A 23,818-nucleotide genomic window follows, 5' to 3' on the forward strand; every position below is an offset into this window, starting at 1 on the left:
AATTCGGTTTTCTCGGCTACAGCCCGAGCCGGTTCGGGAGCCACAAGGAGAACGACGGGACGAGCACCAGCACGACCAGCGTCACCAGGAGCACTGCCAGGTATTTCATCATGGGCCGGGCCACGTTCTTCACCTCGGTGCCGGTGATCGCGCAGGTGGCGAACAGGCCGAGACCGATGGGCGGCGCGAACAGGCCCAGGCCCATCGCGATCACCATCACCGTGCCGAAGTGCAGCGGGTTGATGCCCAGCTGCTGCGCGATCGGCGTCAGCAGCGGGCCGAAGATGATCAGCGCCGGCGCGCCTTCGAGCACGGCGCCGAAGACGATCATGATCGCCACCGACAGCAGGATGAACATCACGCTGCCGTACTGCTGCGCGCAGGCGATCATGGTGGACGACACCAGCTGCGGGATCTGCTCGATGGTCAGCGCGAAGGACACGCTGGACGCGGCCGCGACGATGAACAGGATGCTGCCCGCCATCGAGGCCGAGCGCACGAAGAGCTGCGCCATGGCGCGCGCGCTGAGCTCGCGGAAGGCCAGGCTGCCGACCACCAGCGCATAGACCACGGCGAAGGCCGAGACCTCGGTCGAGGTCGCGACGCCCGAGGTCACGCCTTTGCCGATCATGCCCACCATGACGATCGCGACCAGCGCGCCGCCGAGCAGCTTGAAAAGCGGCGTGCGCTTTTCGAAGGCATCGTCGGGATTGATCTTGCGCCCGACGATGATCGCCAGCGCGCCCAGCGCCAGCGCCATCACGGCCGCGGGCACCAGGCCGACCATGAAAAGGCCGGCGATCGAGATGTTGGCCACGAAGCCCATGATGATCATATTGATGCAGGGCGGGATGGTCTCGGCCATCACGGCCGTGCAGGCCAAGAGGCCCGCGGCTTCGTTCGGGTCCTGCTTGGTGCGGCGCACCGCCGGCATCACGATGCCGCCCACCGCGGCGATGTCGGCCAGCTTGGAGCCCGACACGCCCGAGAAGAAGGCGGTCGCGGTGATGGTGATCAGGCCCAGCCCGCCGCGCACGCGGCCGAAGATGCGCAGCAGCAGCTCGATCAGCCGCGAGGACATGCCGTTGGACTCCATCAGCAGGCCGGCCAGCACGAAGAAGGGAATGGCCAGCAGCACGAAGTGGTCGGTGCCGGCCATGACCTGCTGCGAGTAGATCAGCATCGGCAGCGAAGGATCGGAGAGAAAGTAGAGCAGCGCCGAGAAGGCCAGCACGAAGCCGATCGGCACGCCCAGCACCAGCCCGCCGATGAAGCCGGCCGCCAGCAGCAGGCCGCTCGGGATCGCATGCTGCGGCACCAGCGCGTTCCAGCCGAAGACCGTCGCCGCGAGCAGCACGCAGGCAGCCAGCGTACCGAGCACCACGCGGCGCGGACCGTTGAGCGCATTGGCCAGGCCGAACAGCGTCATGAACAGGCTGCCGATCACCACCGGATAGACGTAGAGCCATTGCGGCAGGCCGATCGAGGTGGTCTGTCCGTAGGTGTCGACGAGCAGCAGGGTCGACGAGACGAAGAGGCTCGCGGCCACGCCCGCGATGATCCAGTGGCTCACCTGCATCAGCGCCGGCTGCCAGTGCGCGGGCAGCAGGTGGCGGAACAGGTCGATGCCCACGTGCTGGCTGCGCGCGAGCACGGTGGCAGCGCCGAAGAAGACCAGCACGATCATCAGCGCACGTGCGATCTCCTCGGCCCAGTCCACCGGGTCGTGCAGGAAGTAGCGGAACACGACCGAGAGGAAGACCACGACCACGTCGGCCGCCAGCACGACGGCCGACAGGATCTCGGTCCAGCGGTTCAGTGCGCTGAGCCAGCCGCCCGATACGGTGTCGTGGCGAAAACCCAGCGCGGGTGCGGCAGCCGCGGACATGGTCTCAGACCCTGGCCGCGTTGACGGCAGCGAAGAGCGGCGCCGTCACCGGGTACTGCTTGGCGAAGTCGGCCCAGAGCCTGCTTTCCATCTCCTTGCGCACAGCGGCGCGGTCGGCCGCGGCCATCGGGAAGAAGCTCATGCCCTTGCGCTGCAGTTCCTCGATCGCGGCCTTGCCCTTGTCGCTCGCGATGGCGCGCTGCTGCGTGGTCGCATCGTGGACCGCCTTCAGGAAGGCCGGGCGCAGGCTGGCGGGGATCTTGTCCATGCCGCGCTTGCCGATCACCACCACCATCGGGCTGAACAGGTGCTCGGTGAGCCAGCAGGACTTGACCACCTCGTTGAGCTTGCTGGCCAGCACCGTGGCCGCATCGTGCTCGAAGCCGTCGACCACGCCGGTCTGCGCCGCCATGTAGAGCTCGCCGAAGGGAATCGGGGTGGGGATCGCGCCCATCAGCTTGAAAGTCTCGATGAACGCCGGCGTGGGCAGCACGCGCAGCTTCACGCCCTTGATCTCCGCCAGCGACTTGACCGGTGCCTTGGTGTAGACGCTGCGCGCGCCGAAGTGCGAGGCCCAGGTCAGGATGGTGCAGCCCGAGCGCTTCTGCAGCAGTTCGTTGAGGGTTGTCCCGGCCGGGCCTTCGAGCGCCTTGCCGGCATGGGCGTAGCTGTCGAACAGGTAGCCCAGGTCGAGCATGCCGATCTCGGGCGAGATGGTGGCGAAGATGGAGGAGCCGGTCACCATCATGTCGACCGAGCCGACCTTGACCTGCTGAACCACGTCGCTTTCCTTGCCCAGCTGGTTGTTGGGGAAGTAGTCGATGCGGATGGCGTCGCCGACGGCCGCCTTGAGATTGGCCTGCAGGCGCTGGCACCACACGTAGTGGGCGGCGTTGTCGTCCGCCAGCATCGAGGAGGAGAAGCGCAGCGCAATGGTCGATTGCGCGCGGACGAGGGCAGGAAATCCTGCAAGGGCGGCCAGCGATGCGGCAGCGCCCGCATGCACGAATCGGCGGCGTGGGATCGAAACCATGCTTTGTCTCCAGTCTTGTATCGAAAGAGTGCACAGAATCGTGGTGTATCGATTTACTGTACCGGTTTACTATATCGATATACAAGTTGGCTGCCGATCAGGGTTTTCCCGCCCTCCGCGGGGAAATGTCAGCGCGAACCGTCCGGCCTCAGGATCAGCCTGCCATCGGGAGCTCGCTCGCAGGTGCCCGAGAGGGTGTCGCCGCGCCGCCCCGGCATCTCGAAGCGCGCGCCTTCGGCTTGGCCGGCGCAGGCGTCCGACACTTCCGGAGGCGGTCCGCGGTAGGCGAAGGGCGGCATCGAAGCGCCGGGCCGGGGCGGCGGCGCGAACGGTGGAGGTGGAGGTGGAGGCGGGGGCGGGGGCGGCAGCATGATGCAACCCGTCAAGGTCGCGGCCAGCAGAAGGGCCGTGCAGGCGTGTGTCGTTTTCATTCGTTCATCCAGTCGAGGGATGGGACGAAGTGTGCGAATCGACTTGGGAGAAATCTGGGAAGGGTTTCCTATTCCTATTCGAGCGGCGCCTCGAACGCGAAGCCCACACCGTAGACGGAACGGATCCAGTCGTGCGAGGGTGCGGCGCTCGAGAGCTTGCGGCGCAGGTTCTTGACGTGGCTGTCCACGGCCCGTTCGGACACGTCGGCGTCGTCCTCGTAGGCCAGTTCCAGGAGCCGGGCGCGCGAGAAGATGCGGCCGGGGTGCCGAGACATCGCCTGCAGCAGACGGAACTCGCGCCGCGTCAGGTTGAGCGCGGTGCCGTTCAGCGACGCGCGCCAGTGCACGTCGTCCAGCTGGAGGGACGCGGTCGCCTTGTCCGCCGCCTCTTCGGTTTGAACGCGCCGCAGAACAGCCTTCACGCGCGCTATGACTTCGCGCGGCGAGAAGGGCTTGCACACGTAGTCGTCGGCGCCCAGTTCCAGGCCAAGCAGGCGGTCGACCTCCTCGATGCGCGCGGTGAGCATGATGATCGGGTGCCGGGTGTGCACGCGGGCCTGCCGCAGCACACTCAGGCCATCGAGGCCCGGCAGCATGATGTCCAGCAGGCTGAGGTCGGGCGGCGCCTCGAGCATGCGGGCCAGCGCGCTGTGGCCATCGGCCACGTGCTCGGTCTCGTGGCCGGCATGGCGCAGGTAGTCCTGCAGCACCGAGGCGATGTCGGCTTCGTCTTCGACGATGAGGATTCGGCTCATGACGTTGGCGCCAGCGGGAGCCACAGCGTGATCTGCACGCCGCCGAGGGGAGACGCCGAGGCGTCGATCTCGCCGCCGTGCGCCTCGATCGTGGCGCGGCAGATGGACAGGCCGAGGCCGGAGCCGCCCAGCGCGCGGCTGCGCGACCCTTCGGCGCGGAACAGCCGCTCGAACAGCCGCGGCAGCTCGTCGGCCGCGACGCCCGGCGCGCTGTCGTCGAAGCGCAGCACCAGCCGCTGCGTGCCGCTGCTGCCTTCGACGGCGGCGCCGATGCGCAGAGCGCCGCCCGCATCGGTGTAGGAGAGTGTGTTTTCGAGCAGGTTCATGAAGACCTGGTGCAGGCGATGCGCATCGCCGTCGACCACCGGTTGCGATTGTGCCGCCAGGGCCTCGATAGCCTGCGCATCCACCGCAATGCGGTGCTGGGCGAAGCGATTGCGCGTCATGGCCAAGGCCTCCTTCAGCAAGGTGAGCGGAAAGACGGGCGCCTTCGTCAACGATTCGGCCGGCGGATCGCGCATGCTGCTGCGCAGGTCGTCGACCAGCTGGCCCAGCCGCATGACCTGCCGGTGCAGCCGCAATGCGGTGCGATCGTCGAAGCTGCGCACGCCATCCTGCAAGGCCTCGATCTCAGCGCGCATGGCGGCGAGCGGCGTGCGCAGCTCGTGCGCCACGTCCGCCAGCCAGGCGCGCCGCGAGGTCTCGACCGTGTCCAGGCGCTCGGCCATGTTGTTGAAGGTGCGGCCCAGCAAGGCCAGTTCGTCCGAACCGCGCACCTGCACGCGGGTGCCGAGCCGTCCGCGCGCCACGTCCTGCGCACCCTGCGTGAGCGCATCGATCGGGCTGAGCCAGCGCCGCGCCAACTGCCAGGACAGCACCAGCGCGAAGACCAGGCCGACGAGGCCGGTCAGCACGATGACCCCCGACTGGCGCGCGAAGAACGCCCGGTCGGCTTCGCTGTCGAGTCCTTCGACGGGCGCCAGCACCAGATGGCCGATGACCAGGCGGCCGCTGCGTATCGGCAGCTGGGCGGCCGACGCCATATCGACGCTGGCGCCGGCGACCCGTGCGCCGGATGCGTCCACCACGCCCAGCCGCTGGTAGATCGAATCTGCCGCTTCTCGCGGATCGGCGAAAAAGCCGGGCGGAGGCGGAGGCATGAAATGCCTGGGCAAGAGCTCCAGCTGCGGCGCGAAACCAGGCGGAGGACGGTCTTCGAAGCGCCGCGGCCGTGCGTACCACGGCGGCAGCCGGGCATCGTCCTTGTCGCGGGTCTCGACCTGCGCCGTGCCCGGATCCCCCATCTGCAGCCGATGCCAGGCGCCCTCGTCCTTGCGCAGCTTGTCCCAGCTGCCGTTGGCGGCGTAGTGCTTCTGCAGCAACTGCGCCAGCCAGTCCATGCGGCGGATCTCGATCTCCGCGACATAGGGGCCCAGGCCGCGCTGCAGCGCAAAGATGGAAAAGGCCGCGGAAAGCAGCAGCAGGACGACCAGCAGGGTGGCCAGGGCGAAGAAGATCTTTCTGCTGAGCGTCAGGCGTGGCATTGGTGGGGAGGTCGGCGAATGGCCGCATTCTGCGGCACGCGCGTGGCGGCAGTTCCATCACGCGCGGCGGGCGGATGTTGGAAGCCGAATTGGGAGGAAATTGGGAGAAGGTCCGAGCGGAGGCTCCCACGCAAACCCTGCGCCATAGACCGATCGGATCCACTCGTGCGTGGGCGTGACGACGCCAAGTTTGCGCCGCAGGTTCTTGACGTGGCTGTCGATCGCACGATCGGTCACGTCGGCTCCGGCGCTGAACGTGAGTTCGAGCAGGCGTGCTCGCGAATAGATGCGGCCCGGATGCCGCGACAACACCTGCAGGAGGCTGAACTCGCGGCGCGTCAGATTGAGCGCTGTTCCGTCGAGCGAGGCTCGCCAGTACACGCCGTCGAGCACCAGGCCTGGCAGGTCCTGCCTGGTTCGGGTCCTTGCATCGTTGGGGGAAAAGCGCCGCAACACGGCGCCCACGCGTGCGACCAGCTCGCGCGGAGAAAAGGGTTTGCACACATAGTCATCGGCACCGAGCTCGAGGCCGAGCAGGCGGTCGAGCTCCTCGATCCGGGCAGTGACCATGATGACCGGGTGGTCGGTGTGCTCGCGCGCGCTGCGAAGTACTTCGATGCCATCGAGGCGTGGCAGCCAGATATCGAGCAGTGTCAGGTCGGGCGGCGATTCGACGATGTGATCGAGCGCATCTTGGCCATCGGCGAAATGCGTGGTTTCGTAACCCGCAGCGCGCAGGTAGTCCTGAACGACCGATGCGATGTCGAGTTGGTCCTCGACGATGACGATGCGGGCCATCAGGACGCCGGGACGCGACTCATTGAGTCGTCAGGGCCGAAGCTCCTTCCCTGCCTTCCCTGCCTTCCCTGCCTTCCCGGCAGTTGTGCATGTGGTCGTCGATCGTCAGCTCGCCCTGGATGTCCACCAGCAATTGCACCGTCCGTTCGATGGCATCGGCACTCAGGAGCGGATAGCTTCGCGCGGTACGGCCGTTGTTGCGTGCCAGGCGCGCGATATAGGACAGGTCCTGATGCGTGACGATGGCGGCCGGCATCACGCCTTCGAGTTCGACGCCTTCGCAAGGCAGCAGGACGAAATACTGCAGCCTCAGGTCGTCGGGCAGCAGGCTTCGCAGTTGCGTGGTCTTGCGGCCGCCCTGCAAGGCAGGGTCCGAGACCTCGCGAGCCCTGCTGCACCCATGGAGGCGCAAGAACCAGCGCGGCGGCGCCTGGTCGGAGTTCTTCCGGTAGACAAAGGCATTTCGCCAAGCCTTGATCTCGAAGAGATAGACGCCGGTTTCGCACACGATCACGGCATCGATCCTGGCGGTGCGCACCGGGCAAGCTGCGGGCATCGGGATGACGAGGTCCCGCAAGATGCGCATGTGAGGGAACGCAGGACCGAATGTACGGACGAGCTGCTGCACGCCCAGCGATGCCGCCAGCTCGTGGAAAGACGCTGTGCCGGGGATGCGGTATGGGCTCTGGACCGGGTCCGATGTCGGGTATCCGTGGCGGGGCAGCATGGACACTGCGCCGCCGTGCGTTCTCTGCAAGGAAATGGTGGTCATTCAGGGCTCCCTCGAATCCCGAGGATCACGCGTCTTTTGGGAGACTTTAGGTAGAGCATCGAGCAGCGCCGATCTCGAAGCCGGGCTGCCGTCGATCGACGTTCCGTTGCCCAGCCGAGCAAAGAGTGCGATCCAAGCGACCGCGAGATCGCCGTTGGCGACGGCGACCATTTGCAGATGCTGCAACAGTCCCAGGAAATCCTCCATGAGCTGGATTTCCGACATTTCGCCCCGATCGCGGCGCTTCTTGGCCGCCTCGAATTCGGCATTCGCGTCGCGCATCCGGTTGTATGCGGCGTTCGCGATATCGCTTTGCGTTCGCAGGCGCTGCAAGGCCTCGGACACTTCGTTTCGCGCCTGGGCCACGATGGCGAGATAGAGGGGATGGCCGAGGAGCGCCGCCTGAGCCTCATCGTTCGCCGCGCGCTCGCTCGACGCATTCGTGGTCTCGATCGCGTCGGCGAGTGCTGCCGCCGAGTCGATGCCGTAGAGCGCCGCAGCGAGATTGACATCGTCGCGGTTTGCGAGCAACGCCTCCGGCAGCGCACTCGGCACCGGCGCAAGGAACTTGGGAAGCGTTCTCGTCCGGTCTGCGAGGGCGGCGCCGATGACGTCGGTCAGGGCCGCTTCCGACATGCCGCACTGGGCGGCAAGAAACGCGATATGGATTTCGCGCTGCGCCCTGATCTTCCTGATCGCATCGTCAGCCTTGGTTTTGCGGCCGACGAGTTCCTTGATGAAGTCATCGTGCTCCGGATTGCTCGCAATCATCAGCTGCAACTGCCGTGTGACGGCGGACCGCGCGTTCTCCAGGTACGTCAGGCTGAAGGCCTGTACCCTGAGCGAGACGTATGCGGCGGCAACACCGATCTCGACAGGCACTGCATTCAGCGGCCTCGCAGCGCTCGTCGAAGCTGAATGCCGGCGTGCCATCCCGATCAGCTCGTTCATCGTCTCGTCGTCAAAGCCGGACCACCAAGACTGCGAACGGGAGGGCATCGCGCCGTCGAGGAACGATCCGACTTCGAGGGCCGAATTGGAACTCGTCGTAGCGCGGCTTGTGTCGGCGCAGCCAAGCGCCAGCGTGCCGCAGATCACGGCCATCAGTGGCCAGGAGCGAATCATGTGTGTGGATCTCCAGCAGTCGGTCTTCAACCGCTCGCGCTTTCGCGTTTCGACAGCGGGCGATGCCGACATCATTTCGTGCGAATGGGGAGAAATCTAAGCGGCTCGTTGAGACGAGGTTCCAAGCCGACGCTTTGCAGATGGTGCGTACAAACAACGGGCAATGCGATGCATCCCGCACTTACCAGATTCCTCCAACTTTGAACGAGACCATCCGACCAGCTGCCCGATGAGGGCGGTCGCGATGTTGTCCAGGATCGCCTCGCACCTGGACCAATTTCGGCCTGTTGAGCGGGTCATGGCTCGAAGAGGTCGTGCCTCGTTCGAAACCGGAGAAAACCTGAATGAAAAAATCCCTTACGGCAATCGCCGCTCTCGCTGCGACCGGCCTGGCCGCTGCGCAGTCGTCCGTCACGATGTTCGGCGTCGTTGACGCCGGCGTCAGCTATCAATCTGCGACTTCACGAGATGCGGCGACCGGCGCCAGCTCCAAGCAGACCAGGACGACGCTCTCCAATTCCGGCTACAACTCGAGCCGCATCGGTTTCCGCGGCACCGAAGACCTCGGCGGCGGCCTCGCCGCCAGCTTCTGGCTCGAAGCGCCGATCACCAACGACGACGGCGCGACGGGCATCTCCACCTTCAACCGCCGCTCGACGGTGAGCCTGTCCGGCGGCTTCGGCGAACTGCGCCTGGGCCGCGACTACACGCCCACCTTCTGGAACGACACCGTGTTCGACCCCTTCGGCACCAACGGATCGGGCACCAACGTGATCAGCTCCGTCAACGGCAGCACCGGCCTGAACAACACGAACTACGTGCGCGCCAGCAACTCGATCGGCTACTTCCTGCCGCCGAACCTGGGCGGCTTCTACGGCCAGCTCCAGTACAGCCTGCACGAGAACACCGACAGCAGCACGGCGGCCGACACGGCGTCGACCAACAGCAACGCCGGGCGCTACATCGGTGGGCGCTTCGGCTGGGCGAACGGGCCGCTGGACGTCGCAGTGTCGGCGGGCCAGAACATCGCCGTCGACACCCTGGCACTCACGCGCAAGGTGCAGACCATCAACCTCGGCGCGTCCTACGACTTCGGGCCGGTCAAGCTGTTCGGTGAACTCTCGAACGTGCAGAACAAGTTCGATACCGCGCTCGGCAACACTCATGACAGCTACAACGGCTACCTGATCGGCGCGACCGTTCCCGTGGGTGCAGGCCTGATCCGCGCGTCGTACTCCACGGTCCGCTACAACGAAGGCGCCGCCGGCATCACCGGCGAGGATCCGCGCGTTCAGAAGTTGGCCCTGGGCTATGTGCACAACCTGTCCAAGCGCACCGCGCTGTACGCCACCGTCGCGCGCGTGAACAACCGCAACGATGCGGCCTACACCGGCAGCCTGAGTTCGGCGATCACCACGGGCTACAGCAGCAACGGCGTGAGCTACACGGGCCTGCCGCGCTCCTCCACCGGCTACGACTTCGGCATCCGCCACGCTTTCTGATAGCTCACTGTGAGTCGCGACGGGACTCTGCCCCGTCGCGACCCGGCCTTGTCATCAACCTGGCGCCCTGAGTGGCGCCATTTGCCGTGCCTGGCATCACGGCGCCCCTGCCGATTGCCAAGGCGAGAAACCCCGGAGGTTTCGGGCTGGATGCCTACCTGGCCGCGTTGCGGTCGGCAATCATCTTCGGCGTGATGAAGATCAGGAGCTCGGTCTTCTTCATCTCGCGCGTGCGCGATCGAAACAAGGTGCCGACGACCGGGAGTTCGCCCAGCACCGGAACGCGCGACTCGTCGTTGTTGTCCGTCAGTTCGAAGATGCCGCCAATCACGACCGTCCCGCCGTTGTCGACCAGCACTTCGGTCTGCACATGCTTGGTGTTGATCGCGTAGCCGGCGGCTGTCGATTGCCCGACGGAATCCTTGTTCACGTCCAGCGTCAGGATGATGTTGCCTTCCGGCGTGATCTGCGGCGTGACCTCGAGCTTGAGGTTCGCTTTCCTGAACGCGACCGAGGTGGCACCGCTCGAAGTGGCCACCTGGTAGGGAAGCTCGGTGCCCTGTTCGATCAGGGCCTTGGTCTGGTCGGCGGTGACGACGCGCGGGCTCGCCACGACCTTGCCCTTGCCATCCTCTTCCAGCGCGGATATTTCGAGGTTCAGGATCTTCGACATGCTGGCGTTGTAGAGGGAGACGGCAAAGCTTCCCACCGAGGCGCCGCTTGAGCTGCTCGCCGGCAGGTTGACGAAATTGCTGGTGGAGGTCTCCGAAAAGGAGGCGGTGCCGTCGCTGCTCGTCGTGGGCTGGGTGCCCATCGAGCTGCGGCTGCCCCTGGACGACCCGCCGAACTTGACGCCCAGCGATTTGCTGAAGGTGTCCGACGCCTCGACGATGCGCGCCTCGATCAGCACCTGGCGCACGGGGACGTCGAGCTTCTGGATCAGCTCGGCCACCTGCGCGAGGCGCGAGGGGATGTCCGAAACGAAGAGCTGGTTGGTGCGCGATTCGGCGATCACGCTGCCGCGCGCGCTGAGAATGCGCGTCGTCGTGCCCGCGCCACCGCCGCTGGACGTGCCGGTGCCGGTGCCGGTCAGGCCCTGTGCGATCGCGATGGCCTTGGTGTAATTCAGCTGGAAGGACTGGGTGCGCATCGGCTCCAGGTTCTGGATCGTGGCCTGCGCCTCGAACTTGAGTTTCTCCTTGGCGTTGATCTCGTCCTCGGGTGCGATGCGCAGCACGCTGCCGCTCTTGCGCATGCCCAGGTTCTTGGCCTCCAGGATGATGTCCAGCGCCTGGTCCCAGGGCACGTCCTTCAGGCGCAGCGTGAGCGTGCCGGTGACGGAGTCCGAGGTCACGATGTTGAAGTTCGTGAAGTCGGCAATCACCTGCAGGAGCGAGCGGATCTCGATGTTCTGGAAGTTCAGCGAGAGCTTCTCGCCGCTGTAGCCGGCGCCTTGGGTGAGCTTGGTCGGGTCGACCTTGCGCGGGCGCACTTCGACGACGAACTGGTTCTCGCTCTGGTAGGCGCTGTGCTCCCAGTCGCCCTTGGGCTCGATGGTCATGCGCACGCGGTCGCCGGACTGCTGCGTCGTCACCAACTGGACGGGCGTGCCGAAGTCCGAAACGTCCAGACGGCGGCGCAGGCCCTCGGGCAGGGTCGACTTGGTGAATTCGACCACCAGGTTCTTGCCTTGCTGGCGAATGTCGACGCCCACCTGGTTGTTGGCCAGGTCGACGATCACGCGGCCGGTGTTGTCCGAGCCCAGGCGGAAATCGACGTCGCGCAAGGGCAAGGTGTCCCGGTTGCGGTTCTCGGCAAATGCGGAAGGCGTGGAAGCAACCAATGCGGCGCCCGGAACGGGCTCCAGCGAAATCAACAAGGACTTGCCCTGGATCTCAGCCTTGTACGCGGTAGCCTGCTTCAGGTTCAGCACCAGGCGCGTTCGCTCAGCCGCCTGCACCACGTTGACCGAACGCAGATTGCCCTGGTTGATCTCGATGGCCGAGCGGCCGACGGCGTTCGCGACCTCCGGGAAATCGAGCACGATGCGCGCCGGCGACTGGACGGAAAAGCCGTTCGGCGGCGCGGCCAGCGGCTGCGCGAAATCGACACGGATGACTTCCGAGCCGGATTGCATCGAACTCGTGACCGATTCGATCGCGTTCTGCGCCTGGGCTGCGACGGCGGCACCGGCCATCGCGAGCAGAAGAGATACGGTGCGCAGCAATGGCGCGATGGGCGAGTTTTGTTCGTTCACTTGGAGCTCATGTTGGCAGCGGTTATGGACAGCCAGTGCCGGCATTGATTGGGTGTGACCCCTCTCCAGCGCACTGGTCTTCGCCCTGTGACTTTGTGTGTCAACTGCGGAGACATTGAGGAATTCGCAGATCGGCGCCGTCAGCCTTCGATCGCTGTTGCCGCGGCCCCACGCCGGCGGTGCGGAGCAGCTCCCAGATTTCTCCGAACTCGGCATCGATCATCGGTGCCATGAACTTCGCTCGGCATGTGCGCCGCTCACCCGACGGCACCGCCCCTGCGGCGCCGTGCTTCGCCCCATTCATCCCTGCAACAGGCACTCGCTTCCGCCTCCGTCGCGTGGCGGCGTTCATCGGCATGGCCGTGTCCGCATGCGCCGCCTGGGCCGCCTGGGCCGTCGAGCCCTTCACGGTACGCGACATCCGGGTCGAAGGCCTGCAACGCGTGGAGCCCGGCACCATCTTCGCCTCGCTGCCGCTGCGCGTGGGCGACACCTACAGCGACGAGCGCGGCACGGCTGCCATCCGCGCGCTGTTCGACCTGGGCCTGTTCAAGGACGTGCGCATCGACGTCAGCGGCAACGTGCTGGTGGTGATCGTCGAGGAGCGCCCCACCATCGCCGACGTCGACTTCGTGGGCACCAAGGAGTTCGACAAAGCCGTGCTGCAGAAGGCGCTGCGCGAGGTCGGCCTGGCCGACGGCCGCCCCTACGACAAGGCCCTGGCCGACCGCGCCGAGCAGGAGCTCAAGCGCCAGTACGTCAGCCGCAGCCTGTACAACGCCCAGGTCGTCACCACCGTCACGCCGATCGAGCGCAACCGCGTCAACCTGACCTTCACCGTCACCGAAGGCGAGGCCGCGCGCATCCGCGAAGTGCGCATCGTGGGCAACAAGGCCTTCAGCGAAGGCACGCTGCTGGATCTCTTCGACCAGGACGCGGGCGGCTGGATGAGCTGGTACACCAAGAGCAACCAGTACTCGCGCGCCAAGCTCAACGCCGACCTGGAGACGCTGCGCTCCTACTACATCACGCGCGGCTACCTGGAGTTCCGCATCGACTCCACGCAGGTGGCGATCTCGCCGGACCGCCAGGACCTCGCGATCACGGTGAACCTCACCGAGGGCGAGAAGTTCGTGGTGGCCGGGGTCAAGATGGAGGGCAACTACCTCGGGCGCGAGGAGGAGTTCAAGTCGCTGGTGACGATCCAGCCCGGGGAGCCCTACAACGGCGAGCAGGTGACGGAGACCACCAAGGCCTTCACCGACTACTTCGGCACCTTCGGCTACGCGTTCGCGCGGGTGCAGGCCGAGCCGGAGATCGACCGCACCAACAACCGCGTGTCGCTGACGCTGAAGGCGGAGCCCTCGCGGCGGGTGTACGTGCGGCGGGTGGCCATCGGGGGCAACAACCGCACGCGCGACGAGGTGATCCGGCGCGAGTTCCGCCAGTACGAGGCGTCCTGGTACGACGGCGACAAGATCAAGCTGTCGCGCGACCGGGTGGACCGCCTGGGCTTCTTCACCGAGGTGAATGTGGAGACGCAGGAGGTGCCGGGCTCGCCGGACCAGGTCGACCTGACGATCAACGTGGCCGAGAAGCCCACGGGCGCGCTGCAGCTCGGCGCGGGCTATTCGAGCACCGACAAGATCTCGCTCAGCTTCGGCATCACCCAGGAGAACGTGTTCGGCTCCGGCAACTACCTGGGGCTGCAGGTCAACACGAGCTCCTACAGCAGGACCGTCTCGCTCACCGCCACCGACCCCTACTTCACGATGAACGGGATCTCCCGCACGATCAATCTCTTCCACACCTCGACGCGCCCGTACTACGAGGCCGACGGCAACTACAAGCTGGTGAGCCAGGGCGGCTCGGTGAAGTTCGGCGTGCCCTTCGGCGAACTGGACACGGTCTACTTCGGCGCCGGCCTGGAGCGCTACGTCTTCACGCCGGGCAGCAATGGCAGCTACACGCTGGTCAACGGCAGCTATGTCTACACCGCCACGCCGCAGGCCTACCTCGACTACTTCCAGTGCACCGGCACTGCACCCAGCGTCACCTGCGCGAACAACAGCATCTACACCGTTCCCTTCACCATCGGCTGGTCGCGCGACGACCGCGACAGCGCACTGGTGCCGACCCGCGGCAAGCTGCAGAGCGCCAACCTCGAGCTGGGCGTGGGCAAGGACGTGCGCTACATGAAGAGCAGCTACCAGTACCAGCAGTACTTCCCGCTGTCGAAGCAGTACACGCTGGCCGTCAACGGCCAGCTCGGTTATGCCAACGCGCTGGGCGGCACGGACTTTCCCATCTTCAAGAACTTCTATGCAGGCGGCCTGGGCTCGATCCGCGGCTTCGAGCAGAACTCGCTGGGGCCGCGGGATGCCGTCACGGCCGGCGCGCTGGGCGGCACGCGCAAGGCCATCTTCAACATGGAGTTCAGCACGCCCTTTCCCGGCGCGGGCAACGACCGCTCCCTGCGTCTCTACAGCTTCTTCGACGCGGGCAATGTCTTCGCCGAGCGCACGGCCGGCATGACCGACGCGCAATGGCGCGCGCAGAACCGGATCCGCACCTCCGCGGGGCTGGGGATCAGCTGGATCTCTCCGCTTGGTCCTCTGCGCCTGGCCTATGCGGTTCCGATCAACTACCAGAAGCAGGACGATGCCAACGGCATTGCCGCGGACCGGACTCAGCGAATCCAGTTCCAGATCGGAACCTCTTTCTGAGCATTCGAAACTTCAGCAACAAGAGATCCATGACACAAGACCGACACCCCACGCTGCGCCGCCGCAGCCTGCTCGCAAGCCTGGGCGCCGCGGGCCTGGCCGCCGCCGCCCCCGCCGCGCAAGCCGCGGCCCCGAAGCTGCCGCTGACCGCCGCAACGACCGAGGGCCCCTACTACTTCGACGCGCTCAAAGTCCGCTCCGACGTCACCGAAGGCCTCGAAGGCGTACCGCTCGAGGTGCGCTTTGCCGTGCTGGACGTGAACGGCAAGCCGTCGCCCGGACTGCGCGTGGACATCTGGCACTGCGATGCGCAAGGCCGTTATTCGGGCTATGACGGCCAGGGCGACGATCGCGGGCTGTCGATGCAGGGCAAGACCTTCCTGCGGGGCAGCCAGCCCACCGCCAATGACGGTACCGCCGTGTTCAGCACCATCTATCCGGGCTGGTACGCGGGCCGCACCACGCACATCCATTTCAAGGTGCGGAACGGAACGCGCGCCGTGCTCACCTCGCAGTTCTTCCTGCCCGATGCGCTCAGCGAGTTCCTCTACACCCAGCTGCCACAGTACCGGCGCGCCAGCCTTCGCGATACCTTGAACAGCAACGACGGAATCGCGCTCCAGGCCGGCGGCACGACGATCGGTGCCGTGCGCGAGGAAGGCAAGCAGTACGTGGCCACGCTGACGCTGGTGGTGGATCCGGCGGCCAGCCCGGCGATCGATCGTCCGCCGGTCCCGGGCGGGCGCCCGCCCCACGGCGCCGGGATGCCCGACATGCCGGGCCCGGGCCGGCCGCAGGCGCTGCAAGGCAGCGCTCGCACGGCCGCGCTTATTCCGTCGGCGCGCCGCTGACGCCGGCTTGCGGCCTGCATTCGCCGTCGGCAGCCGGCGCCGGTTGGGCGGTCGACATCAATGGCGCCAGCGTCGAGGGGTCAGCAGCGGCGCCGTCGCAACGGCGCTCGTCCAGCGCCGCGACGAGGACCGCCAGCAGGAAGCACAGCGCTGCCGCATAGGGCAGAACGGCCTCGAGGATCGCACGCGCATCGAGCCCATCCGGGGGGCCGCTCTTTGCATGCATGGGCTGCCGGGCATCGCCGGCCATCATGACAGCGCACCCCATGGCGCCGGTGCCGCATCGACGTTCGCCAAGGGCATGCGCAAGGTGATCCCGAGACCGCCGAGCAACGAGGGCGCGGCGTACAGGCGGCCGCCATGGCGATCGGCGATCCGCCGCGACAGCACGGCGCACTCGCGGATCTCGCTGTCGGCCGGGTCCGCCTTCTGCCGCGCGGCAGACAGGCGATCGAACATCGGCGCCAGCCGGGGCTGCTCCGACGCGAGGCTCGAGTCCATGAAGCTCACCGCGGCCTGCGCGCCTTCGGAACGCGCCAGTATTCGCAGCACGCCGCCGCGCGGCATGGCATCGCAGGCCAGGCGCACGATGTGCGCGAGCATGCGCCGCAACTCCTCCGCGTCGGCCCAGACGCAGAGTGCGCCATCCGGCAAGCGTTGATCGATCTCGATGCCGGCGGCTCGCAGCACCGCACCGCTTGCGCGGGGCATCTCCTCGAGCAGCTGCCGCAGATCGATGCAGCGGCGCTCGACGGGCTCGAAACGCACGTCGGCGGGACTTGCGGCGCGGGCCTCGCGCCTGGCGATGACGCGCGGCAGCGCAGCGAACAAACAGCTCAGGCTGAGGGCAACGCCGACGGCGGGCGAAAGTGCCATGGGAATAGCTCCGAACGGGTGACAGGCACCCGATGCTCGCCGGCAATAACGGAGGAAATTGGGAGGCGGCGGGCGCTTTCGCGCCTCAGGCGCCCGGCAGGGGCCGGCTCAGGTCGCGTTCGCTCTCGACCGCGAAATAGAACCATTCGGTGCCGGGCAGCGCGGCCGAATTCGGGAACACGATGAAGCCGTCGCGATCGGCCTGCACCACGCTGCCGTCGGCGCGCACGCCGATGGGCTCGCCCTTCGCCACCGGGTCGAAGGTGGCCCATTCGCGCACGAACTGATCTTCTTCGTCGAGACGATCGGTCACGCTGACCAGCCGCAGCAGGGAGGGTGCCGCCGGCGGCGCTGCCTGAGGATCGGGCGCGATCATGCCCAGCAGGCGCAGCGCCGCCAGGATCGCCCGGTGGGCCACCTCGGGCGCGGCCGGATCCTCGTGCTGCCCGCATTCCAGCGTGACACCATAGCCGCCGCGGCTGCGCATGTACTCGTTGGTGCCCCAGCCGAAGGCCAGCGCCGCCTCGTCGGCCGGCTGCCCGCCGGCGCGCTGCGCGAGCCCGGCCGCATAGATGTCGAGCCAGCCCTCAACCACGCGCGGGGTGCCCAGGTGCAGCGCGAGCTGGCCCTCTTCGAAAGCACGTGCGAAGGGTTCGAGCGTGCCGGTGTTGTCGCGCGGGCCGATCATCGCGAAGGCCTCGCCCGCGCTCTGGAAGGAATGCAGGTCGAGCAGCACCTCGTGCCAGTCGAGCAGCGGGCACAGCAAGTCGGTGATGCGGCCTTCGTAGTCTGCCGGGTCGAGGCCCGGCGGGCTCGGACGGAACAGCCGGTTGAGATTGCGCTCGCCCTCGCGCCGGCCCAGGCGGCGCGCGAGCGGATTGGCGACCGGCACCATCGTGAGCTGGCCGCGCAGCAGCTGCAGCAACCCGGCGTCGAGCTCGGCGACCACGCGTTCGATGCCGGCGGTGCCGCAGGTCTCGTCGCCATGCACGCCGCCCAGCACCATGAGCCGCGGGCCCGATTGCAAGGCGGCGTAACCGTGGATGCGAAGGGTGTCGGTGGGTTGCGGGCTCATCTCGTCGGCCATCCTACAACGCGGCGCATGGCGGTCCTACCGGGCTAGGCGCTTCGCCGTGCGACAACCACCCGATGACAAAGGAGCAAGCCATGGCCCGCAAGCCCAAAGCCCCCGCGAAGACCGATCCGGCGAAGGACGCTGTAGGCGGAAAGACCAAGGTCGAACAGGGCGGCGAATCGGCGCCGCGCCTGCCGCACGAGCGCGACCAATCCTCGGACAGCCAGCAGAACCAGGACGGCAGCGGCGCCCCGCGCGTGGGCCGCCAGGCGCTGGAGGACGTGGAGCGCGGCGTGGTCGACACCGACCGCGGGCCGGTGACGGACCGCGTCTACAACGACCAGCTCAAGCCGTGAGCGGAGCCTGCAGTTGAGCGCGCATGGCCGAGATCACGCTCGCGTAGTCCTTGGCATTGAAGATCGCGCTGCCGGCCACGAACGTGTCGGCGCCCGCGCTCGCGACCCGGGCGATGTTGTCGACCTTGATGCCGCCGTCGACTTCGAGGCGGATGTCGCGCCCGGTCTCTTCGATGCGCTTGCGCGCCAGTTCGATCTTGCGCAGCGCCGAATCGATGAAGCTCTGGCCGCCGAAGCCCGGGTTCACGCTCATGATCAGGATCAGGTCGATCTCGTCGATCGCCCAGTCCAGCGGCTCCAGCCCCGCGCCCGGGTTGAACACCAGCCCGGCCTTGCAGCCGGCCGCCTTGATGGCCTGGATGCTGCGATGCACGTGCGGCGAGGCGTCGGGATGGAAGCTGATGTAGTCGGCCCCGGCCTGGGCGAAAGCGGCGGCCAGCGCATCGACCGGCTCGATCATCAGGTGCACGTCGATCGGCACCGGCGTGCCCTCGGCGGTCTTCGCGTGCGGGCGGAGCGCCTGGCAGACCATGGGGCCGAAGGTGAGGTTCGGCACGTAATGGTTGTCCATCACGTCGAAATGGATCCAGTCGGCGCCGGCGGCGATCACGTCGCTCACTTCGGCGCCGAGGCGCGCGAAGTCGGCCGAAAGAATGGAGGGGGCGATGCGGAACGGGCTGCTCATGGCCTGGATTGTCGCAGGGAGCTTGTCCAGGGCGACGCCGGGCCGCCAGCGCGGCGAAGTCCGCGCTTCGCGCAGACGGGCGGCCTGCAGCGACCCCCTCGGGGGGCAGCGAGTACACGCAGTGACGGAGCGTGGGGGCAAGGTACCATTCCGGCGATGTCCAGCAATCCGATGAACGTTCAGGTGGAGCCCCGCTACCTGCCAGACCAGTCTTCCCCCGAAGACCGGGTCTACACCTTTGCCTACACGGTGACCGTCACCAACACAGGCAAGGAGGCCGCGCAGCTGATCTCGCGCCACTGGCTCATCAACGATGCATCCGGACACACGCAGGAGGTCAAGGGCCTCGGCGTGATCGGCCAGCAGCCGCTGCTGGCGCCGGGGCAGTCCTTCCGCTACACGAGCGGATGCCGGCTGCAGGGGCCGAGCGGTACCATGCACGGGAGCTATTTCTTCGTGACCGAGCGCGGCGAACGCTTCGACGTCCCGATTCCCATGTTCGTGCTGGAAGCCGACGCGGGCGGTGTGCCCGTCTCGCGCGTGCTGCACTGACGCAACTCTTCTCTTCGAACCATGAACGCCGTGCGCGCTCTGGTGTCTTGAATCTGCCCGCCCGATGACGTCCTTCTTTTCCAACGATCTGCTGGGCTTCTGGGCCGAATGGGTGCGGCCCTCGGCCGGCCTGCCCACGGTCCTGTGGTCGCTGCTGCTGGCGGCCGCCGCCGCGGCCGGCCACCTGGTGCAGCGCTACATGGGCATGCCCAAGGTGGTCGGCTACTCGGTCGTCGGCACCGTGGTCGGCTTTGCCGGTTTCGAGGGCGCGATCTGGCCGCTGCAGGGCATCAGCCTGTTCCTGCTCGAGCTCGGCGTGGCAATCGTGCTGTTTGAGGCCGGCGGCCGGCTGCCGCTGCGCTGGTTCCGCCACAACCCGATGGTGCTGGTGCAGAGCCTGCTGGAAGCGACGCTGACCTACTTCTGCGTGTTCTGGGTGCTGCACTGGCTCGATGTGCCCGACCCGGTGGCCAATCCGATCGCGCTGATGGCGATCGTCGCCTCGCCGGCCGTGCTGAGCCGAGTGGTGATGGACACCCGCGCCTCGGGCCCGGTGACCGAGCGCGCCATGACGCTGGCCACGCTCAACACCTTCTACGCGCTCGCCCTCGGCTATGCGCAGGCCGGGCTGATCGAGCATGCGCCGCTGGGCCTGCTGCAGAAGCTCTACCCGGTGGCGGTGGTGCTGGGCCTTTCGTTCGTGGTCGGCGCGCTGATGGCGCTCTCGCTGCGCTCGGCGCTGCGCGTGATGAGCCCGGCCAGCGAGAACACCTCCATCCTGCTGCTCGCGATCATTGCCGCCGGCGCCGCGCTGGCCGCGCACTTCGGCGGCTCGGCGCCGCTGGCGGCGCTGATCGGCGGCGTGCTGCTGAAGGCGCTGCATCCCAAGCCCTGGGCCTGGCCACGCCAGCTGGGCACCGCGGCCTCGCTGCTCACCATGCTGATGTTCGTGCTGGTGTCGATCGTGGCCGCGCAGGCCGACTGGAGCCTGCCGGTCGCCAGCGTGGTGCTGGCGGTGATCGGCGTGCGCACCTTCGCCAAGATCGCGGGCGTCGCGATCGCCAATCCGGGCAGCGGCGCGAGCTGGAAGCAGGCCTTCTGGGTCGGCTGCGCGATGTCGCCGCTGTCCTCGATCGCGCTCCTGATCACCTCCGCCTTCGTCTCGGCATCGCCGCTGCTGGGTGCGATGATCACGCAGATCGCATTGCCGGCGATCCTCTTGATGGAAATGCTGGGCGCCGTGCTCGCCACCATCGCCATCCACGGCGCCGGCGAGAGTTCCCAACCCTGGACGCCCGAGGCGTTCAGCACGACGGAGGACACGCAACGATGAGCGACGTGACCACCACCACCGACCTGCGCGCCGACGGCACCCCCGCCCTGCCCGCCTCGCCGTCGAGCCGCGTGGTGCCGCTCGAGCCCTTCAACAAGTCGGTCGCGCTCTCACTCGGCGTCGAGCTCGAGCTGCAGCTGGTCAACACCCACGACTACGACCTCGCGCCCTATGCCGAGGACATGCTGCGCCTGATGGCGCAGACCCCGCTGCCCGGCAGCGTGGTGCCCGAGATGACCTCGAGCATGATCGAGATCTCGACCGACATCTGCCATTCGGCGAAGGACGTGATCGCCCAGCTCACGCCGATCCGCGACGCGCTGGTGAAGAACGCCGACAAGCTCAACATCGCGGTGGTCGGCGGCGGCACCCATGCCTTCCAGCAGTGGCACGAGCGGCGCATCTACGACAAGCCGCGCTTTCGCGAGCTGTCCGAGCTCTACGGCTACCTGTCGAAGCAGTTCACCATCTTCGGCCAGCACGTGCACATCGGCTGCCCCGATGCCGACGGCGCGCTGCTGATGCTGCACCGCATGTCGCGCTACATCCCGCACTTCATCGCGCTGTCGGCCTCCTCGCCCTTCGTGCAGGGGCAGGACACGCAGTTCGACTCGGCGCGGCTCAACTCGGTGTTCGCCTTTCCTTTGTCTGGCCGCGCGCCCTTCACCTTGTCGTGGAAGGAGTTCGGCAACTACTTCGAGCGCATGACCCGCACCGGCGTCGTGCGCAGCATGAAGGACTTCTACTGGGACATCCGGCCCAAGCCCGAGTTCGGCACCATCGAGATCCGCGTGTTCGACACGCCGCTCACGGTCGAGCGCGCCGCGGCGCTGGCCGGCTACGTGCAGTCGCTGGCCGCCTGGTTCCTGCAGGAGCAGCCCTTCACGCCGACCGAGGACGACTACCTGGTCTATACCTACAACCGCTTCCAGGCCTGCCGCTTCGGGCTCGACGCGCTCTACGTCGACCCCGCGAGCGGCGAGCACATGCCGCTGCGCGACCACATCCTCATGACCATGACGCAGCTCGAATGGCACAGCGAGGCGCTCGACGCCACGCAAGCGCTGGGCGAGCTGCGCACCAGCGTCGAGGCCAATCGCAACGACGCGCGCTGGTTGCGCGAACGGCAGGGCAAGGAGCGCCTGCTGGCCGAAGTCGTGCGACAAGCGGCCCTGCGTTTTCGCGGCGGAGCCGAGTGAGATCGGCATGAGCAGCCTCGGCGAATTCGATCTCATCGCACGCTACTTCAAGCGCCCCGCGAAGCGCTCCCCGCTCGGCGTGGGCGACGACTGCGCGCTGCTCGCGCCGGCTGCGGGCATGCAGCTCGCGGTGTCGTCCGACATGCTGGTGGAAGGCCGCCACTTCCTCTCGACCGTCGACCCGGCGCGGCTCGGCCACAAGGCGCTGGCGGTCAACCTGAGCGACCTCGCGGCCTGCGGCGCGAAGCCGCTGGCCTTCACGCTGGCGCTCTCGCTGCCGGCGGTCGACGAGGCCTGGCTCGAAGCCTTCTCGCGCGGCATGTACGCGCTGGCCGATGCGCACGACTGCGAACTGGTCGGCGGCGACACCACGCGCGGCCCGCTCAATCTCTGCATCACCGCCTTCGGCGAGGTGCCGGCCGGGGCGGCGCTGCTGCGCTCGGGTGCAAAACCCGGCGACGAACTCTGGGTCAGCGGCACGCTCGGCGATGCGCGGCTCGCGCTCGAGGTCTTCCGCGGCACGCTCGCCTTGCCAGCCGCGCTCTTCGAACTGGCGCGCGCGCGCATGGAGCAACCCGAGCCGCGCGTGGCACTCGGGCAGGCGCTGCGCGGCATCGCGACGGCGGCGGTCGATCTCAGCGACGGGCTGGTCGGCGATCTCGGCCACATCCTGGCGGCCAGCGGCGTGGGCGCGACGCTCGACGCCGACGCCGCGGCCGCGTTGATCGCCGTCTGCGCCGATCCGGCGAATGCGGCGGTGCTCAGCCCGGAACTGCGGCGAGCCTGCGCGCTCGCCGGCGGCGACGACTACGAACTCCTCTTCAGCGCGCCGCAGGACGCGAGCGCCGCGGTGCTCGAAGCCGCCCGCCGCAGCGCGACCCCGGTCGCGCGCATCGGCCGCATCGAGGCCGCGCCGGGCCTGCGCATCGTCGATGCGCAGGGCACGGCGATCGCGCAGCGCTTCAGCGCCTTCGACCACTTCGCCTGAGCGCGCTCCAGGCAAGAGCGGCGGCGGCTCGCGTGCGAAAACCGGCCGCAGCAGGTATGCTGGCGCCCGGCCCGCCTGCCGGCCGCCGACTTTCGACGCATCTTCTTGCGTCCCCTCCCATGCCCAGTTTCCTCTCCTACAAACTTCTGATTCCCCTGGCCTTCCTGAGCGCGGGCCTTTACGTGCACTTCCGCGGCCAGGTGCGGCACCGCATCGGCCGCCAGCTGAGCGACCACTCGACCTTCCTGGCCCCTCTCAACGTGCTGATGTACTGGTTCTCGTCGGTGCCGGCGAAGCCCTACATCGACCTCAAGCAGTTCCCCGAACTCGACGTCCTGAAGAACAACTGGCAGACCATCCGCGACGAGGGCCTGAGCCTGTTTGACGAAGGCCATATCCGCGCTGCGGCCGGCTACACCGACATCGGCTTCAACTCCTTCTTCCGCACCGGCTGGAAGCGCTTCTACCTCAACTGGTACGGCGACTTCCTGCCTTCGGCCCGCGGCCTGTGCCCGAAGACCACCGACCTTCTCGCCGGCATTCCCTCGGTGCGCGCGGCGATGTTCGCCATCCTCCCGCCGGGCAGCAAGCTGGTGCGGCATCGCGACCCCTTCGCGGGTTCGCTGCGCTACCACCTGGGTCTCAAGGTGCCGCAGGATGCGCCGAGCTGCCGCATCTTCGTCGACGGCCAGTCCTACCACTGGAAGGACGGCGAGGCCGTGATGTTCGACGAGACCTACATCCACTACGCCGAGAACCTCACTGATGAAACGCGGCTGATCCTGTTCTGCGACATCGAACGGCCGCTCAACAATCCGCTGGCGCGCTGGATCAATCGCGAGATCGGCTGGCGCATGATCAAGGCCGCGGCCACGCAGAACGTGGACGGCGAGCCGATCGGCGGCCTGAACAAGGCTTTCGCCCAGATCTACAAGATCCGCGTGCTGGGCAAGCGCCTGAAGGCCTGGAACAAGCCGAGCTACTACGCCGTCAAGTGGCTGATCTTCGGCGGGCTGTTCTACCTGCTCTTCTTCTGAGCGCCGGCGCGGCGCACCCAAGTGTGCGTTGTTAC

22 protein-coding genes are annotated in these 23,818 nt (G+C 67.3%); 9 read left to right on the forward strand and 13 right to left on the reverse strand.

The features are described 5' to 3' along the window. Positions 1-16: 16 nt before the first annotated feature. From ACSQ89_RS27050 to ACSQ89_RS27085, 8 genes are all read right to left on the reverse strand, one after another. Positions 17-1,888, reverse strand: coding sequence for a TRAP transporter large permease (locus ACSQ89_RS27050; protein ID WP_436296579.1), 1,872 nt, complete (start codon positions 1,886-1,888; stop codon positions 17-19). Positions 1,889-1,892: 4 nt separating this feature from the next. Continuing rightward, positions 1,893-2,921 (reverse strand): TRAP transporter substrate-binding protein, encoded by a 1,029-nt coding sequence (locus ACSQ89_RS27055; protein WP_436293954.1) that lies wholly within the window; start codon positions 2,919-2,921, stop codon positions 1,893-1,895. Positions 2,922-3,049: 128 nt separating this feature from the next. Further along, complete coding sequence (locus ACSQ89_RS27060; RefSeq protein WP_436296580.1) at positions 3,050-3,352, reverse strand: hypothetical protein; 303 nt, start codon at positions 3,350-3,352, stop codon at positions 3,050-3,052. A 74-nt stretch (positions 3,353-3,426) separates the two neighbouring features. Further along, complete coding sequence (locus ACSQ89_RS27065; protein WP_436293952.1) at positions 3,427-4,107, reverse strand: response regulator; 681 nt, start codon at positions 4,105-4,107, stop codon at positions 3,427-3,429. Continuing rightward, entirely contained in the window at positions 4,104-5,651 is a 1,548-nt protein-coding gene (locus ACSQ89_RS27070) for an ATP-binding protein (RefSeq protein WP_436293951.1), read from the reverse strand. The genes ACSQ89_RS27065 and ACSQ89_RS27070 overlap by 4 nt, the downstream gene beginning before the upstream one ends. A gap of 57 nt (positions 5,652-5,708) precedes the next feature. Continuing rightward, positions 5,709-6,449, reverse strand: a complete 741-nt coding sequence (locus ACSQ89_RS27075; RefSeq protein WP_436293950.1) for a response regulator — start codon at positions 6,447-6,449, stop codon at positions 5,709-5,711. A 19-nt stretch (positions 6,450-6,468) separates the two neighbouring features. Further along, positions 6,469-7,221, reverse strand: coding sequence for a nuclease-related domain-containing protein (locus tag ACSQ89_RS27080; protein ID WP_436293949.1), 753 nt, complete (start codon positions 7,219-7,221; stop codon positions 6,469-6,471). After that, on the reverse strand, positions 7,222-8,346 hold the full coding sequence (locus tag ACSQ89_RS27085; RefSeq protein ID WP_436293948.1) for a hypothetical protein: 1,125 nt from the start codon (positions 8,344-8,346) through the stop codon (positions 7,222-7,224). It lies immediately after the preceding gene. Between the two features lie 344 nt (positions 8,347-8,690). Between ACSQ89_RS27085 and ACSQ89_RS27090 the strand changes: the two genes are divergently transcribed. Continuing rightward, positions 8,691-9,848, forward strand: coding sequence for a porin (locus ACSQ89_RS27090; RefSeq protein ID WP_436293947.1), 1,158 nt, complete (start codon positions 8,691-8,693; stop codon positions 9,846-9,848). Positions 9,849-10,002: 154 nt separating this feature from the next. On the opposite strand, the gene pilQ is transcribed toward ACSQ89_RS27090, so the two are convergent. Beyond that, positions 10,003-12,105, reverse strand: coding sequence for a type IV pilus secretin PilQ (gene pilQ / locus ACSQ89_RS27095; protein WP_436296581.1), 2,103 nt, complete (start codon positions 12,103-12,105; stop codon positions 10,003-10,005). A 356-nt stretch (positions 12,106-12,461) separates the two neighbouring features. On the opposite strand from pilQ, the gene bamA reads away from it, so the two are divergent. Next, positions 12,462-14,831, forward strand: coding sequence for an outer membrane protein assembly factor BamA (bamA, locus tag ACSQ89_RS27100; RefSeq protein WP_436296633.1), 2,370 nt, complete (start codon positions 12,462-12,464; stop codon positions 14,829-14,831). A gap of 29 nt (positions 14,832-14,860) precedes the next feature. Continuing rightward, a complete protein-coding gene (locus ACSQ89_RS27105; protein ID WP_436292201.1) occupies positions 14,861-15,682 on the forward strand; it encodes an intradiol ring-cleavage dioxygenase in 822 nt (273 codons plus the stop codon). On the opposite strand, the gene ACSQ89_RS27110 is transcribed toward ACSQ89_RS27105, so the two are convergent. From ACSQ89_RS27110 to ACSQ89_RS27120, 3 genes are all read right to left on the reverse strand, one after another. After that, positions 15,660-15,908 (reverse strand): hypothetical protein, encoded by a 249-nt coding sequence (locus ACSQ89_RS27110; RefSeq protein WP_139191740.1) that lies wholly within the window; start codon positions 15,906-15,908, stop codon positions 15,660-15,662. The genes ACSQ89_RS27105 and ACSQ89_RS27110 overlap by 23 nt on opposite strands. Positions 15,909-15,931: 23 nt before the next feature. After that, positions 15,932-16,558, reverse strand: coding sequence for a sensor histidine kinase (locus ACSQ89_RS27115; protein ID WP_093110030.1), 627 nt, complete (start codon positions 16,556-16,558; stop codon positions 15,932-15,934). A gap of 85 nt (positions 16,559-16,643) precedes the next feature. Next, on the reverse strand, positions 16,644-17,633 hold the full coding sequence (locus tag ACSQ89_RS27120) for a succinylglutamate desuccinylase (RefSeq protein WP_436292200.1): 990 nt from the start codon (positions 17,631-17,633) through the stop codon (positions 16,644-16,646). A 92-nt stretch (positions 17,634-17,725) separates the two neighbouring features. Here ACSQ89_RS27120 and ACSQ89_RS27125 point away from each other — a divergent pair, with 92 nt between their 5' ends. Next, entirely contained in the window at positions 17,726-17,989 is a 264-nt protein-coding gene (locus tag ACSQ89_RS27125; protein WP_093110028.1) for a hypothetical protein, read from the forward strand. On the opposite strand, the gene rpe is transcribed toward ACSQ89_RS27125, so the two are convergent. After that, positions 17,979-18,674, reverse strand: coding sequence for a ribulose-phosphate 3-epimerase (rpe, locus tag ACSQ89_RS27130; protein WP_436292199.1), 696 nt, complete (start codon positions 18,672-18,674; stop codon positions 17,979-17,981). The two genes, ACSQ89_RS27125 and rpe, sit on opposite strands and share 11 nt — an antisense overlap. Positions 18,675-18,830: 156 nt before the next feature. On the opposite strand from rpe, the gene apaG reads away from it, so the two are divergent. The 5 genes from apaG to ACSQ89_RS27155 all read left to right on the forward strand — a co-directional run bounded on the left by apaG (position 18,831) and on the right by ACSQ89_RS27155 (position 23,783). After that, complete coding sequence (apaG, locus tag ACSQ89_RS27135) at positions 18,831-19,226, forward strand: Co2+/Mg2+ efflux protein ApaG (RefSeq protein ID WP_093110026.1); 396 nt, start codon at positions 18,831-18,833, stop codon at positions 19,224-19,226. Between the two features lie 64 nt (positions 19,227-19,290). Continuing rightward, positions 19,291-20,559, forward strand: coding sequence for a cation:proton antiporter (locus ACSQ89_RS27140; protein WP_436292198.1), 1,269 nt, complete (start codon positions 19,291-19,293; stop codon positions 20,557-20,559). Between the two features lie 74 nt (positions 20,560-20,633). Further along, positions 20,634-21,758, forward strand: a complete 1,125-nt coding sequence (locus ACSQ89_RS27145; RefSeq protein WP_093110042.1) for a YbdK family carboxylate-amine ligase — start codon at positions 20,634-20,636, stop codon at positions 21,756-21,758. Between the two features lie 7 nt (positions 21,759-21,765). Beyond that, a complete protein-coding gene (gene thiL, locus ACSQ89_RS27150) occupies positions 21,766-22,746 on the forward strand; it encodes a thiamine-phosphate kinase (RefSeq protein ID WP_436292197.1) in 981 nt (326 codons plus the stop codon). 119 nt (positions 22,747-22,865) lie between these two features. Then, complete coding sequence (locus tag ACSQ89_RS27155; protein WP_436292196.1) at positions 22,866-23,783, forward strand: aspartyl/asparaginyl beta-hydroxylase domain-containing protein; 918 nt, start codon at positions 22,866-22,868, stop codon at positions 23,781-23,783. The last annotated feature ends 35 nt before the right edge of the window (positions 23,784-23,818 follow it).

The organism is Variovorax sp. LjRoot175 (assembly GCF_964253805.1).
Classification (GTDB): domain Bacteria; phylum Pseudomonadota; class Gammaproteobacteria; order Burkholderiales; family Burkholderiaceae_C; genus Variovorax.